The following is a 14,341-nucleotide window of genomic DNA, read 5'->3' on the forward strand; positions in this document are numbered from 1 at the left end:
GGCACCCAGCGTAGGCCCCGCCGAACTACTGCGGGCTGCGGGTGTCCTCGCCCAGCTGGTGCACGTGGATAGTGTTCGTCGTGCCCGCTACCCCGGGCGGGGTGCCGGCAACCACAACCATGGTGTCGCCCTCGTTGTACTGCTCCATAGCGAGCAGCTGGCGGTCCACCACCTTGATCATGTCGTCGGTGCTGTGGACCTGCTCGCACAGGAACGTCTCCGCGCCCCACGTCATGGCCAGCTGCGAGCGCACCTGCTGGACTGGCGTGAACACCAGCAGCGGCAGTTCCGGGTGCAGGCGAGCCACGCGACGAGCCGTGTCACCGGAGGTGGTGAAGGTGACAATGGCCCGGGCGTTCAGGCGGTCCGCAATGTCGTTGGCGGAGTAGGACACCACGCCGCGCTTCGTGCGTGGAATGTGGTTGAGCGGCGGCACGTCCCCCATAGTCTCAGCGGAACGCACGATGCGACTCATTGTGCGCACCACGTTGTGCGGGTCCACGCCCACGGACGTCTCGCCGGAGAGCATGACCGCATCAGCGCCGTCGAGCACCGCGTTCGCCACATCGGAGGCCTCGGCACGGGTCGGCCGGGAGTTCTCGATCATGGAATCGAGCATTTGCGTAGCCACGATCACCGGCTTCGCGTTCTCGCGCGCAATCTGGATCACGCGCTTTTGCACCGCCGGCACCTGCTCGAGTGGGATCTCGACGCCGAGGTCGCCGCGCGCGACCATCACAGCATCAAACGCCAGGATGATGGATTCAAGCGCGTCGACAGCTTCGGGCTTTTCAAGCTTCGCCACCACGGGCACCCGCCGACCAACCTCATCCATGATCTCGTGCACGAGCTCGACATCCGCCGGGGAGCGCACGAACGACAGCGCGATGATGTCTACGCCCAGACGCAGGGCAAAGCGCAGGTCCTCTTTGTCCTTTTCACTCAGCGCTGGCACGGAGATGTCCATGCCCGGCAGGGAAACGCCCTTGTTGTTGGACACTGGTCCGCCCTCGGTGACGCGGCAGACCACGTCGTTGCCCTCTACCTGGGTGCAGACAAGCCCCACCTTGCCGTCGTCCACCAACAGCCTGTCGCCCGGTTTCGCGTCTAGCGCAAGCTGCTTGTAGGTGGTGGACACGCGGTCGTGCGTACCCTCTACGTCATCGACGGTGATACGGACAGTCTCGCCCGTTTCCCAGTAGGTTTTCCCGTCGCCCTCGAAACGGCCGAGGCGGATCTTCGGCCCCTGCAAGTCCGCGAGGATGCCCACCGCGTGACCGGTCTCGTCGGTCGCCTCGCGGACCCAATGGTAATTCTGCTCGTGGTCCGGGTAGTCCCCATGCGAGAAGTTCAGCCGCGCCACATCCATACCATCGCGCACCAGCCCGAGAATCGCCTCCTTGCTGGCCACAGCCGGGCCGAGGGTGCAGACGATCTTTGTCCTTCTATCCACGTGTACCAACCTCACCTTCGTCGGTTTCTTGCGCGTCATTCACCGCCACACGGTACCCGCGATCTCCAGAGCCCGCCGTGGATGAACGGTTGTACTCCGGGTCCACTTCTTCCGGGGTTTCCCTGCCCTTGCGCAGCATGAGGAAGATAACCACTGCTGTGATGAACAAGATCGCCGAAACCCAGGTGTTCACGCGCAGGCCGAGGATGAGATTCGCCTCGTCGCGGCGCATAAATTCAATGAAAAAGCGACCGAGCGTGTAGCCCGCCACGTACAACCAGAACACCCGGCCGTGACCGAGCCGGAAGCGGCGGTCAGCCCAGATGAGCACGAAAAATACCGCCACGTTCCAGATCAACTCGTAGAGAAACGTGGGGTGCACGCTCGCGATGACTTCACCGGTGGATCTGCCGGTGAGCGGGGCGTACTGGCCGGCCTCGTTCACGCGGTAGTAGATGTCGAGCGCCCACGGCACGTCCGTCTCCGCGCCGTAGAGCTCCTGGTTGAAGTAGTTGCCCAACCTGCCAATGCCCTGGGCGAGAATGACGCTCGGCGCGACCGCGTCGGCAAACGGCGCCATCGGCAGTCCCTTGCGGCGCATCATCACCCACACCGCGAGAGCACCGAGCGTGACCGCTCCAATGATGCCCAAGCCACCAGCCGTAATATTGAAGGCCTGCCAGGGGTTTTTCCCCTCCCCAAAGTATTTCTGATGGTCCGTAATCACGTGGTACAGCCGCCCGCCGATAATACCAGCGGGGATGACTACCAGCGCCGCGTCCCACACCGTTTCCGGGTTGCCGCCGCGCGCGCTGTAGCGGCGCAGCGACACAGCCATAGCAACGATGATGCCAGCGATAATGCACAGGGCGTAGGCGCGGATCGGAATGGGCCCCAAGTACCAGACGCCTTGCGGCGGCGACGGGATGTTGGCCAAGTTCAGCATTTGCACGCAAAACAGTGTGCCATCTAGTGCCGGGAGGGGCACGCGGGGTGCTGCCCCGCTGTGGCCAACGAGCGGGTGGCCGAAAGCACGTCGCCGGCTGCCATGACAGCTTCGGCCGCAAGGACAGCGTCCGCGCCGCAGGACGCGGCATCGATGAGGTCCCGGGGTGTGGCCACACCGCCGAGACTGATCTTGATCACTTCGCTGGGCAAACCCGGTGCGATCTCCGCAAATGCGTTTCGGTTCAGGTCGTTGGTGTCGAAGGTCCAGGAATTCACCGCCACCACGCTCACCCCGGCGCGTAACGCCCGATCAGCCTCCTCGGGGGTGCGAACTTCCGCCACAGCCACCATGCCGAGCGACTCAGCTCGGTCCACCAAAGCCTCGAGCCTGTGCTGATCCAGGATGCCAACCTGCAGCGGCAGCGCATCCGCCCCGTAGCAACGCGCCTCGTGGATCTGGTACGGGTCGACGATGACATCGCGGCACACCATCGGCAGCTCTACCGCAGCCCGCGCTTCGGCCATATCCGCCAGGGAACCGTCGAAGCGCAACCGCTCCGTCTGGCAGGCAATGAGGTGGGCACCACCGGCCTCGATGTCTCGGGCAAGCGCCTCCACCGGTACGTAACCGGCCCCGGTAGGGCCGAAGACGGGGGAATTGCGTTTAATCTCCACGATGACGCTGCAGCCGTGACGCAAAAGCGCCGCCCGGGCATCCCGGGTCGGCGCCATGTCGCGGGAACGAGCCTTGATGTCTTGGAATGGCACGGCGGCCTCCCGCTTCGCAACGTCGCGAAGCACACCAGCGACGACGTCGTTGAGCGTGCCCGGTGCCGGCATGGCTACCTCCCAGTTGCAAAGGGCCTGTCAAAGCTAAGGCTAGCCGGTGGGCTACGGGGAGCGGAAATCCCGCCCTGCGCCGTTGGAGGGGTCGGTCGGATCGATATCGGCACTGATAGCGTCCCAAAGCACACGTCCGGACTGGGGATCCTCCTCCAAGTCGTCGCGGACCTTTTCCCGCCGCACAGTTTCTTTTTCGTACTTGTTCTGCCGCGGCGAGTCCGTGCCGGGGCGCACAAGAAGCACGAGCGCGCCGAGCACGCCAAGCATCGCGGCGAGCAGCGTAAGCGCTGGCCCTAACGGTTGTGTCGTGACCGAGGTGATCTCCGCCCACTCGGCCACGGCCGGGGCCGAATTCGACCGCTGTGCCTGGTCCGCACCTGCAGTGAGCAACGTGCGCACACGCTCACTGTCGGCACCTGAAACAAGCAGCCTGGCCGCGGGGACGGCGAGGCCGATCGAGGCTGCGGCGCAGATTCCGCCCACGATTCTCCGGCCCACGCGCCGCAGCGCGAACGCGGCCACCATCCCGGCGAGCAGAAGGACGGCAACGGCCGAGGTTTCGGTGGACCAGTCGGTGCCGTTGACGGCCGCGGTGCCGCCGCCTGAGATGTCGTCGCTGTACTGCGCACTCACCCATTCCAGGCGGGAGGCGATCCAGGTCAGTGCGCCGGATACCCCGAGTAGCGCCGCGCCGGCGCGGGCTGGCCCTTTGCCGTGCTTGTCCTGGGATTTGACTTCAATTGCCATCTATTCCTCCTCGCCCGTTCGGGCTTGCACTGACTCGATGGCACGCATGACTGCCGCGTGCGCGGCCGGATTGCCCACTACCGCACCGGTCTTCCCAGGCTCCCAGCGTGAGCCGTCACCCGCCGTGGCCACAGCTCCTGCGCTTCGAGCCAGCAAAATCCCCGCGGCGTTGTCCCACACATGCGGGGAGAAACTCACTGCCGCTTGGTAAATTCCCTGCGCGGCAAACGCAAGATCGACGCCCACCGAACCGCTGATACGCGGCCGCAGCCCAACCCGGGTGAGCTCCCCCGCAAGCTCTACACGCTGGTTCGACGGCATACGTGGGCGATCCCGTGAAAATACAGACCCTATCCCCACGTGCGGTGCGGCAGCGGTTGCAGTCCCCACCCGCGGCAACGGTTCACCGTTGAGGTGCACCGGTTGGCCGTCGAGAGCAGTCAGACGCATGTTCAGTAACGGGGCGTCTACCACGGCAACTGCGGGCTGGCATTCGAGCAGCAGTGTGACCAGAATTGCGCAGTTGGGGTTGCCGGCTGAGTAGTTGGACGTGCCGTCAATCGGGTCAACCACCCAGCAGGCCTCCTGGCTGAGCTGCCCTCCGTGCTCTTCGCCGACGACGTCGATCCCAGTTGAGCCGGTGAGTTCAGTTCGGAGCAACTCCTCCACAGCCAAGTCAGCGGCCGTAGCGAAGTCGCCCGGCCCCTTGTGCAGCGCGGGCGCAGCCCCGAGCTCGTTGAGAAAAATCTCGCGTGCGGCGCTGACTGCGGACTCTGCAGCCTGCAAACTCCCCGTCACATCCGTCATGGCGTTTACCCCAGCTGTGCAATCCAGTTGCGTAGCACCGCGGCCCCGGCCTCGCCGGAGCGCTCCGGGTGAAAACGCACCGCCCACAGTGGGCCGTTTTCCACGCCCGCCAGCACCGGCATGCCCTCCGCCCAGCTCAACTTCGGGTAGGCGATGAACTCGTCTTGCGCGAGTTCAAAATTGCTCACCCCAGTGTGGGCGTCGAACACAAATTCCGCATCGCCTGCGAGCATCGCGGACCCCTCCGCCGCGGCTACGGTAGCTCTGTTCACAGGAGCGGCGAGCTTATCGACGCCCCCCGGCCACTCCCCGAACCCGGCTTCCTCTTTCGGGCCCCGCTCGAACAAGGCGTCCATGGCTGCCCCGACCACAAGTACCGGGCGAGATCCGGCGAGACGCTGGCCGACCACACGATCTGCCTGAGACGCGAGCAGCGCCCGCAGTGCCACTGCAGTGTCGCCGCTGGCAGCGATCACCATGCCGTCCGCTGTCGCAGCCTCTGCAGGGTTTGTGGTCACCGACACATTCGCGCCTAGCGCACTGAGTGCGGCGTGCACCTCCCGCACGCAGGGGTCTTTTCCCGCGAAAGCGTCAAAGACGGCAACCGTGGGTGCAGCCGTAGTGCCAATTGCGTCGCTCATAAGTGCGTAGTCTAGCTACCGTCACAACTAGCGGCCCCGGCGCGGGTAACGGCGCGGTGCCTGCACGGCCTTGAGGCGAGCGGAGAGGTTGTTCACCTCCACAACACGGTGCCGGCCCAGTTGGCGGTCGAGCAGCGTGATAGCCAAACCGATGGTGATCACGCCGGACGCGACGCCGAATACTGGGGCGAAAGCCATTTGGGCTACCAGCATGCCGTAGAACGTAGAGCCCAATCCGGTGCCGCCGTCGAAACCGATGTTCCAGATCGCGGACGCCTCCGATGTCTTGTGGCGCGGCAAGCGGTAGAACAACAGCGTCAACGCCTCGTTTTGCACCCCACCGAAACCGGCGCCGTAGAACAGCGCGGCGATGAGCATCGTCCACGCAGGCAGCTGCATCGCCAAGATGATGGCCATCAGCGCCACACCAATGGCGGCGGTGATCTGGAACGGAATGAGCACGGTCCCTGGGTAGCCGCGGCGGTCCATGATGCGGCCGGCGATGTAGCGCGAGATCATTGCTGCGAAGTTGAGCACGCCAAGCATGACGCCGGCGAGCGCGGCACCGGAGACCGGGTCGAGCTCGCGCATGGACACCGGGAGGAAGTTCGTGATGGCGCCGTAGGCGGTGGTGACGAACATCAGCGCCAGTGCCGGCACGAGCGCAAGGTGCCACATGGGCACCCGCACGCTTTGCGACGTCTCCGTGTCCGGCTCTGGCGGCGGAATTGTCGGAATGGCCAGGCACGCCACCAGCGATACCGCGCCGATTGCCGTGGCGATCATATACACCGCGTCGTAGCCGATCATTTGCACCAAGGCCAAGCCCGACGGGAGCGCGACCATTTGCGCAAGCCCCACTACCACGCCGAAGATGCCGGTTGCGCTGCCTAAGAGCCGCAGCGGCACCAGCTCCGCGATGATTGCCGCCTCGGCCACCGACAGTGCACCGAAGCCGATCCCGCGGATGGCACTGACGGTGAGCAGGGGCGTGGCCCCCATACCAATCATGTAGCCGAGGGCGGGGATGCCCAGGAGCAGCGAAGAAATCGCCATCACCCAGCGGTACCCGATCGTCTTCAGCGCTTTCGGCGTGAAGATTTGGGTGATAACCGTGGCCAGCATAAACACGCCAGTAGACAGCCCAGCCAGCGAGGCCGGCTGCTGCGCGTCAATCACGGCGGTGGGCACCACCGGGAGCAGCAGCGCCCACGCCGCGAACGCCGCGGCGACCGCGACGAGCACGGGAATCAGCCCTCGCGCGCGCCAGACGTTGGTCAGCGACTCAACCTCGGAGCGGCTCAGCGGCGCAGTGGACCATGCCATGTCACATCACCTCCACGAGGGTGAGCGCTGCAAAGAGTACGGCCATGACCGCCAGAAGCGCCAGTACCCCGGTCACCGCGCGCGATGCCCCGCGTTGGTAGCTAGACCACACTCCACCGACGAGAAGCCCCGCCATAAGGCTGAGCACAACCACCAAGATCGGGTTCCCGACAGCGGACACCGCAACGACCTCCTTCATAACCGACTCAAACCAGCCGACATTGTAGACGTTGCAGGCGCTGCGCAGGATTCCACCGGCAACTCTTCGCCATCGGGCGTTATGCTCGCCCTATGGGAAAGCACGCCGCCCCCGCTGAAGACCAGCGCCCGACCGAGGTCACTCTCGATCGCGTCGCCGTCCTGCTGGAAGGGCTCGGGCTCGAGCCCTTGGCTGGCCCGGATCGCCTTGTCATCGGCGCGCACGCGTTTACCGCCGCCGTGTGGGTGGACTACGCCCGTCCCATGTGCCTTGTTGTGGACACCGCGGACCGCATACCCACTGACTTTGAGCATTCCACCGCGCTTGCCCGATTCATCAACACGTGGAACCACGACCGCGTTGGACCGGCCGCCTCCTACCGGTTAATGGAATCCGGTGACCTTCGTGTGGGCATGCGCCGTGGGATTCACATCAAGCATGGGCTTAGCGACGACCAGCTGGCCGCCGAACTCATCGACACCCTGGAGCACGCCGCCACGTTCTACCAACAGGCGCGCGAGCGCTTCCTCGATGCGGGACTTGACCAGCCGCTGCCACCGCAATTGATGCGCAAACAAGATTCGGACGAGTTGCTTGGGCGCCACCCGTCGTTGCGGCACATTCCCCGTGGCAGCACACACGACACTGGCACCGTGCCGGAGCTGTACAGCGAAGTCGAGGAGGTGCTCAGCCCAGTGGACGTGGAGGACCTGACTGCGGCCTTGGAGCGACTCGACTTCCGCTACGGCGTCGGAGCAGACGGCATCATCGCCACGGGTGTCAACGGCGTGGCGTTCGCGTTAACCGTCGACGGGCAGCCGGGGACGCGATACGTCCGCGTTACCGGAATGTGGGATACAGGACGCGACGCTCTGGAGGATTTCTTGCCGTTGTGGTTGGTGTGCAACGACGTCAATGAACGCACGTGCGCCACCGCAACCTACCTCCACGAATTCGACGGTCTCATCCACATGCACGCCGAATCCACGATGTTCGCCGGCGAGGGAGCTGCGCCAGCGCAGGTCGTGCAGTTTGTCGTCTCCGCGATGGCCGCCTGTTTGGCCGCCATCGACCATGTCAGCCAACAGGCATCTGGCCAGTCCGTGGTTGATTGGCCGGGGAGGTCTTAAGCTCCCGGTCATGGGAGTACGCAACGAGGTTTGCGCTCCAATAGACAAACACTGCGCTGAAAGGCCCGACTGCCCAGGCGGCCCCGGGGTTGACAGGCGGCACCATCGTGACCGACGCTCCATCCGAAAGGGCGTCTGCCTCAGGAACGGGGTGCAGCAGGCCGACAAACCAGTCACCAAACACGTAGACGCTCAGCACCGCCACGGCACTGACAGCACCGGCCCAGAGCAGCCAACCGGCTCCCCCGCCGACCTTGCCGCGGCGCGCAGCACCGAGGGCGGCAACGGCTAAAGCCAGACCAATCAGTGCGGAGATCAGGGCGAACGTGCCGAATCCCGCGAACTCGACGTTTACCGGGCTGGCTGCCTGATCCACCCGCAACCCGTCGCCCTCCACTTCACCGACGTAGGCGGGGCGCAGCGTCGCCCACGCTCCGCCGCCGACTATCCCCAAAACGCAACCGAGCGCCAGGAGTCCAGCTCCGGCGCTCAGTGACGGTCTAGTTACTAGTTGCACAGCTTCCAGCGACCGTCTTCCTTCTGGAAGATCATGGTCTGGGTCTCCTCACCCTGATCGTTCTTCACTAGCACGCTGCCGGATGCACGATCCCCGTCGACGCGGACATCGGAAAGGCTGACATCCGTCTTCGGCAGATCAATGCCCTGGCCCTGTTCTTCGGCGAGGCGGCTCGCCTCATTAATCTGGTCGAGCGTCATGCCCTGGCGCTCAATCTCCTGCATCATCGGCTCGGTGACGGCCTTGCAGGAGTTTTCCAAGATGGTCGGCGTCCAATCGGCGAAAGAGCCCGGGTTCAAGACGGTGCGAACCGTGTCCTCCATCTCTTTCCGGTCCTTCTCACTGCCCTCTTTGCCGCTGGCTAGCGGCTGGTTTGTGTTCTGAGGCATGCCGTTTTCAAACGGATTGACCAGCGTCGGGGGCTGTTCGCCGTTACCCCCCTGGGCGTTCTGCTGCGACTTCGCGTCCTTCTTGTCTTCCTGCTGCTTGTCCTTCGCGGAGCTCTTCGTCGTGGTCTCCGTCTTCGTCGTTTCCTCCGAATTCTCGGCGGAGGCCTCACTCGACGTGTTTGCTGCGGAAGCGGAAGAGGGGGCCTCTGCGGCGGTGGACAGGCCGCCGGAAGCACCTTCGTCGTCAGACCCACAGGCGGCGAGGGGGAGCACCAGGGCAACCACTGCTGCCGCCACTGTCACGCTCTGTTTCGTTTGCATCTCCACGGTATATCAGTACCTCTCGTCGTCGGACCCGGCCTATCGTTCGGCCCGGGATTACACCTGCGGCCGAGTTTCGGTAACTGCAGTCGCGGTGAAGACCTGTCGGAAATGGTACCAACTAATCACTGTCGCGCCCGTGGGACGCCTATACAAGCCTTCTGGATGGTTTCTGTGAGCCCGCGTAAAGCCTCGCCCTACCCTGGCCGCGGTCTATGTTGGAAGGATGCAGTTGACCCGCGGGCGAATTACCGACGCAGCCTTGCGCATCCTGGCAGAGTACGGGCTCGCGGATGTGTCCATGCGCCGGGTAGCCACGTCGCTCGGGGTTGCACCGGGTGCGCTGTACTGGCACTTCGAAAGCAAGCAGGAGCTCATCGCATCTCTCGCCGAGGCGATCGTGCAGCCGCTCTTCGACGACCCTCTGCCAGACCCGGCGCGTTTGAGCAGCGAGCTGCGCGCCGCGGTCCTCGCTGTGCGCGACGGTGCGGAAGTGGTGGTTGCTGCGGTAAGCCAGCCCGGCGCGCGGGTGCAGTTGGATCTGGAGGCTCGGTTCGTGGCTTCGGTTCGGGGGTTGCTGGGCGAAGCGGCGTCGATAGGCAACGCGATGGATAAGGTGCACGCCGGTGCCCGCGGGCTGTTGCATCTGACGCTGGGCAACGCTGCGGTGCACCAATCTGCGGCGCAGCTCGCGCAAGCCACGGGCAGCGCATTCTCTGACGATGACGGCAGCGCAGAGCACGCCGCGGCGGTGGCGTTCTTGCTTGAAGGCCTGAAGCGAAGCGAGTGAGGGGGCACTAAGCTGTTGCCCCATGAATGACACCATCGTGTGGCCTGGATCCGCATATCCCCTCGGTTCAACGTTTGACGGGGCGGGCACGAACTTTGCACTGTTTTCTGGCATCGCGGAGAAGGTGGAGCTGTGCCTCATCGACGATGAGGGTGCGGAGACCCGCATCCCCCTGGAGGAAGTGGACAACCACGTCTGGCATGCCTACCTCCCGGGTGTGAGCCCCGGGCAGCGCTACGGCTACCGGGTGCACGGCCCGTGGGACCCGAACGACGGCAAGCGCTGCGACCCCAGCAAGCTGCTCGTGGACCCCTACGCACGGGCTTTCGACGGCGAGTTCGACCAGCACTCTTCACTGTTCTCTTACGATGTCCGTGCCGAGGAGCCGGGCACTGGCCGCAATGAGGAGGACTCGCTGGGTCACACCATGCTCTCGGTGGTCATCAACCCGTTCTTCGATTGGGGGGATGACCGCGCGCCGAAAATCCCCGAGGACGAATCGGTGATTTACGAGTGCCATGTGAAAGGGATGACGCAGACGCACCCCGGCATCCCCGAGCAGCTGCGCGGCACCTACGCGGGCATGGCGCACCCGGTGATGGTGGACTACTTGAATGACTTGGGCGTCACGGCCATTGAACTCCTGCCGGTCCACCAGTTCTTGCAGGATGACCGTTTGCGTGACTTGGGGTTGCGCAATTACTGGGGCTACAACACGTTCGGGTTTTTCGCCCCGGAGCACAATTACGCCTCGTCCTCCGCCCCCGGTGATGCGGTCGCCGAATTCAAGCAGATGGTGCGCGCGTACCACGAGGCAGGTATTGAGGTCATCCTGGACGTGGTGTACAACCACACTGCGGAGGGCAACCACATGGGCCCCACCATCGCTTTTCGCGGCATCGACAACGAGGCCTACTACCGCCTAGTGGACGGAGACAAATTCCACTACATGGACTACACCGGCACCGGAAACTCCTTTAACGTGCGCTACCCGCACTCGCTGCAGTTGATTATGGATTCGTTGCGGTACTGGGTGACTGACATGCATGTCGACGGCTTCCGCTTCGATCTGGCGTCCACCCTGGCCCGCGAGTTTTCGGACGTGGACCGTTTGGCCACCTTCTTCGACCTGGTGCAGCAAGACCCGGTGGTGAGCCAGGTCAAGCTCATCGCAGAGCCGTGGGACGTGGGCGAAGGCGGCTACCAGGTGGGCAACTTCCCCGCGCTGTGGAGCGAGTGGAACGGCAAGTACCGCGACACCATGCGAGATTTCTGGCGTGGAGAGGATTCCACGCTTGGAGAGTTCGCCTCCCGCTTGACCGGCTCGTCCGATCTCTACCAGCACAACGGGCGCAGGCCCACCGCGTCCATCAACTTCATCACCGCCCATGACGGGTTCACACTGAACGACCTGGTCAGCTACAACGACAAGCACAATGAGGCGAACGGCGAAGACAACCGCGACGGAGAGAGCCATAACCGGTCCTGGAACTGCGGCGCGGAGGGCGAGACGGATGATCCGCAGGTACTGGAGCTCCGTGCCCGCCAGCGCCGCAACTTCCTGACCACACTGTTGCTCTCCCAGGGCACACCGATGCTCGCGCACGGCGACGAGATCGCCCGCACCCAAGGCGGAAACAACAATGTCTACTGCCAGGACAACGAGATCGCTTGGATGGACTGGTCGACGCTGGAGGAGGCGGGAGGTCTGCACGATTTCACCCGGCGTCTGATCGGGCTGCGCCGGGACCATCCGGTGTTCCGCCGCCGGCGGTTCCTGGCAGGCGGCGCACTCGGCGACGACGAGCATGGCCGCGAAATTGCGTGGTTGACGCCGGAGGCGGCGCAGATGACGCAGGACGATTGGAACGCACCGTTCGGCCGCGCGCTCATGGTGTACCTGGATGGCGAGACTATCGCCGAGCCCGATTCGCGCGGGCAGCGCGTGGTGGACGATTCTTTCTTGCTGATGTTTAACGCTCACTTCGAAGACATCGCTTTCACCGTGCCGGGAGCGGAGTTCGGCGACGAGTGGGAGGTGGTGGTGGACACCACTGAGGATGTGGGGATCAGAGAGGACGCAGCCCCGGTCCAGCCTGGCACTACCGTCAATGTCGGCCAACGCTCAACTGTGGTGCTGCGCCGCACCCAACCACCCGCAGGCGAAACAACGACGGAGGCTAACCAATAATGATCACCGCGCACGGCGCAACGCTGACCGTGACAAACGACGCGCTGGTCCTCACCCCCACCGCACTCGCCGCGTCGTTGAGCGGCACTACCTCGAGCCGCGAAGTGGCCATCGCCGACATCACTGACACAACGTCCGTTCCGGGCGACGCGTGGACGCGCACCCGCGTCGACGTGCAGACGGGTGCTGGCGCCCTGGCCGTCTGGTTCGCCCCCGGCGATACAGAAGGCCCGGCCGAGCTGCTGCAGCTTCTCGACGACGCGAAGCGCGGCGAGGCGCCTGCGGTCGACACAGTCGCGGGCGGTGCCGGCATCCCCGGTTTTTCTTTCGTCGGCTTCGACGTGGAGACCGCGAACCGCCGTTGGGGCTCCATCTGCCAGATCGGCCTGGTCAAAATCATCGACGGTGAAGAGGTCGACCGCGCTTCCTGGTTGTGCAAACCCCCGGCACCCCTCGCCCAGTTCGAGGAGGGCAACGTAGCCGTCCACGGCATCACGGCCGATGACGTCTCGGATGCGCCCGATGTGCGCGACCGCATCGGTGAAATGGTCGAGTTCGTCGGCGATTTGCCGCTCGTCGCCCACAACGCCCAGTTCGATGCCTCTGCACTGCGCGACGCCTGCCTCGCATCCGACGTCGACATTCCCCAGATGCTCTTCGCCTGCACCCTCGCGCAGGCCCGCGCCACCAAACTGGATGTGCCGAACCACCGCCTGCCCACCCTCGCAGAACACTTTGGGGTGGAGTTAGACAACCACCACGACGCGTGCGAGGACGCCGCCGCGTGCGCGGGTGTGATGGTGGGTTTGGCGCGGGAAGCCGGACACACCGGCAGTCTCATGAGTTTTGTGCACGACTCGGGGTTTACCCTCGGCTCTATCGACGAAGCCCGCGTGACGCCCGTGTTGCGGGATCGCTCTGGCGCCGGACGAGCCACGCAAGCGGAACAAGCCGCGCAGGGCGGTGTGGCAGCGGCGGTGAAGGCCACCGCGGCGCCGCGCGGATCCAATCAGGCGGGTCCAGCGAAGCGGGCGTCGCAAAGCGCAAGCCCTGGTAAGAAACCCGCTCCTTGGCAATCCGTGGCCACCCCGGATACAGTGCCCGAGCCGAATCCCGAGGCGGATCCGAATGCCGCGCTCTACGGAGAGCATGTGACGCTCACGGGCGAGTTCGAGCCCCACGACAAGGGCGAGCTGTGGTCGAAGATCGCGGATCAAGGCGCGAACGTGGGCAAAAACGTGACCAAGAAAACCACCATCCTGGTTGTCGGGGAATGGGCCACGATGACGTCGAAGGAAAAGCGGGCGCGGGAGCTCATGGACAAGGGCCAGGACATTCAGATTTGGCCTGCGCACCACCTGTTCGAGGTGCTCGGGCTTGGGGAGCAGCCGCCGTTTTAAGAATTTTTCCCGCCGAGGGAACCGGGGGCGTGAAGCGAGCGTCTAAGTAGCCATGCAGCTTCTTCATTCAACGCCCGTCTCTCTCGGCGGGGTCACCTTGCGCCTGGCGCGCCTGGACAACCAGGAGTCCCGCGCGTGCATCCGAAGCGGGTTCGGCTCCTCCACCGCCTTCATCAGTCTGTCCCCTGGTTTGGTGTGCGTGTTCGACTCCCCCACCGCGTCAGGGCTGACGCACCAGGAGGTCGGCGCCGCCGGGCTTAGCGTGCACCAACTGTGGAACGCCGCGGCGGACCAGCTCACAGCCCGTGCCCAGCGCGAACAGGGCGTGGAGTTCCTTGTGCGGTGCCCCACTGCGGTGCTCGACTGCGCATCGCTTCCGCGCGGGTTTGAGGTGGACGGCCACGGCGTGCCGGCCGCCTGGTGGCTGGCCCACCCGCAGCCCTTTTCCCTCTTGCACAGGCACTTCGAGGCCGTCATGCAGCCGGATACCGGCCTGGTGTACGCGACCCGCGACGGCCGCGAGCTGTTTGTCTTCGATGCCGGCGTGGACGAGGTAGCCCGGTGCCTTTCCGACGCGGATGTGCTGACGTACTCAGTGGGCTTTCCCCTACTGTGCCGTGCGCGGGCGCACTAGGGTGT

The 14,341-nt window shown here is 64.7% G+C and carries 15 protein-coding genes; 5 read left to right on the plus strand and 10 right to left on the minus strand.

Going from position 1 to position 14,341, the window contains the following annotated elements; translation table 11 throughout:
• Nucleotides 1-25: 25 nt before the first annotated feature.
• From pyk to HMA55_RS04770, 8 genes are read right to left on the minus strand one after another with little or no spacing between them, the layout of a single operon-like run.
• Entirely contained in the window at nucleotides 26-1,453 is a 1,428-nt protein-coding gene (gene pyk, locus HMA55_RS04735; protein WP_181191909.1) for a pyruvate kinase, read from the minus strand.
• A complete protein-coding gene (gene lgt, locus HMA55_RS04740; protein WP_181191910.1) occupies nucleotides 1,446-2,405 on the minus strand; it encodes a prolipoprotein diacylglyceryl transferase in 960 nt (319 codons plus the stop codon). Before lgt ends, pyk begins: the two co-directional genes overlap by 8 nt.
• Before the next feature lie 17 nt (nucleotides 2,406-2,422).
• A complete protein-coding gene (locus HMA55_RS04745; RefSeq protein WP_181191911.1) occupies nucleotides 2,423-3,241 on the minus strand; it encodes an indole-3-glycerol phosphate synthase TrpC in 819 nt (272 codons plus the stop codon).
• 51 nt (nucleotides 3,242-3,292) lie between these two features.
• Entirely contained in the window at nucleotides 3,293-3,991 is a 699-nt protein-coding gene (locus HMA55_RS04750) for a TIGR02234 family membrane protein (protein ID WP_181191912.1), read from the minus strand.
• Nucleotides 3,992-4,798: an inositol monophosphatase family protein gene (locus HMA55_RS04755; RefSeq protein WP_181191913.1), complete on the minus strand. Its 807-nt coding sequence runs from the start codon at nucleotides 4,796-4,798 to the stop codon at nucleotides 3,992-3,994.
• Nucleotides 4,799-4,803: 5 nt separating this feature from the next.
• Nucleotides 4,804-5,439 (minus strand): type 1 glutamine amidotransferase family protein, encoded by a 636-nt coding sequence (locus HMA55_RS04760; RefSeq protein WP_181191914.1) that lies wholly within the window; start codon nucleotides 5,437-5,439, stop codon nucleotides 4,804-4,806.
• Nucleotides 5,440-5,466: 27 nt separating this feature from the next.
• Nucleotides 5,467-6,765, minus strand: a complete 1,299-nt coding sequence (locus HMA55_RS04765) for an MFS transporter (RefSeq protein WP_181191915.1) — start codon at nucleotides 6,763-6,765, stop codon at nucleotides 5,467-5,469.
• 1 nt (nucleotide 6,766) lies between these two features.
• Nucleotides 6,767-6,946: a hypothetical protein gene (locus HMA55_RS04770; RefSeq protein WP_181192070.1), complete on the minus strand. Its 180-nt coding sequence runs from the start codon at nucleotides 6,944-6,946 to the stop codon at nucleotides 6,767-6,769.
• A gap of 110 nt (nucleotides 6,947-7,056) precedes the next feature.
• On the opposite strand from HMA55_RS04770, the gene HMA55_RS04775 reads away from it, so the two are divergent.
• Entirely contained in the window at nucleotides 7,057-8,094 is a 1,038-nt protein-coding gene (locus HMA55_RS04775) for a YbjN domain-containing protein (protein ID WP_181191916.1), read from the plus strand.
• On the opposite strand, the gene HMA55_RS04780 is transcribed toward HMA55_RS04775, so the two are convergent.
• Both HMA55_RS04780 and HMA55_RS04785 read right to left on the minus strand, forming a co-directional pair.
• Nucleotides 8,042-8,548 (minus strand): hypothetical protein, encoded by a 507-nt coding sequence (locus tag HMA55_RS04780; RefSeq protein WP_181191917.1) that lies wholly within the window; start codon nucleotides 8,546-8,548, stop codon nucleotides 8,042-8,044. The genes HMA55_RS04775 and HMA55_RS04780 overlap by 53 nt on opposite strands.
• Nucleotides 8,549-8,601: 53 nt before the next feature.
• On the minus strand, nucleotides 8,602-9,321 hold the full coding sequence (locus tag HMA55_RS04785; protein WP_181191918.1) for a nuclear transport factor 2 family protein: 720 nt from the start codon (nucleotides 9,319-9,321) through the stop codon (nucleotides 8,602-8,604).
• Nucleotides 9,322-9,547: 226 nt separating this feature from the next.
• Between HMA55_RS04785 and HMA55_RS04790 the strand changes: the two genes are divergently transcribed.
• From HMA55_RS04790 to HMA55_RS04805, 4 genes are read left to right on the plus strand one after another with little or no spacing between them, the layout of a single operon-like run.
• Entirely contained in the window at nucleotides 9,548-10,111 is a 564-nt protein-coding gene (locus tag HMA55_RS04790; RefSeq protein WP_181191919.1) for a TetR/AcrR family transcriptional regulator, read from the plus strand.
• A 22-nt stretch (nucleotides 10,112-10,133) separates the two neighbouring features.
• The gene (gene glgX, locus HMA55_RS04795; RefSeq protein ID WP_181191920.1) at nucleotides 10,134-12,302 is read left to right on the plus strand and encodes a glycogen debranching protein GlgX; all 2,169 of its coding nucleotides are present in this window, start codon (nucleotides 10,134-10,136) and stop codon (nucleotides 12,300-12,302) included.
• Nucleotides 12,302-13,702 carry an exonuclease domain-containing protein gene (locus HMA55_RS04800; RefSeq protein ID WP_181191921.1) on the plus strand — a complete coding sequence of 467 codons (1,401 nt, stop codon included), beginning with the start codon at nucleotides 12,302-12,304 and terminating at the stop codon, nucleotides 13,700-13,702. The genes glgX and HMA55_RS04800 overlap by 1 nt, the downstream gene beginning before the upstream one ends.
• A gap of 52 nt (nucleotides 13,703-13,754) precedes the next feature.
• The gene (locus tag HMA55_RS04805) at nucleotides 13,755-14,336 is read left to right on the plus strand and encodes a hypothetical protein (RefSeq protein ID WP_181191922.1); all 582 of its coding nucleotides are present in this window, start codon (nucleotides 13,755-13,757) and stop codon (nucleotides 14,334-14,336) included.
• Nucleotides 14,337-14,341 lie beyond the last annotated feature (5 nt).

Origin of the sequence: Corynebacterium wankanglinii, from assembly GCF_013601005.1 — a bacterium.
Lineage (GTDB): Bacteria > Actinomycetota > Actinomycetes > Mycobacteriales > Mycobacteriaceae > Corynebacterium > Corynebacterium wankanglinii.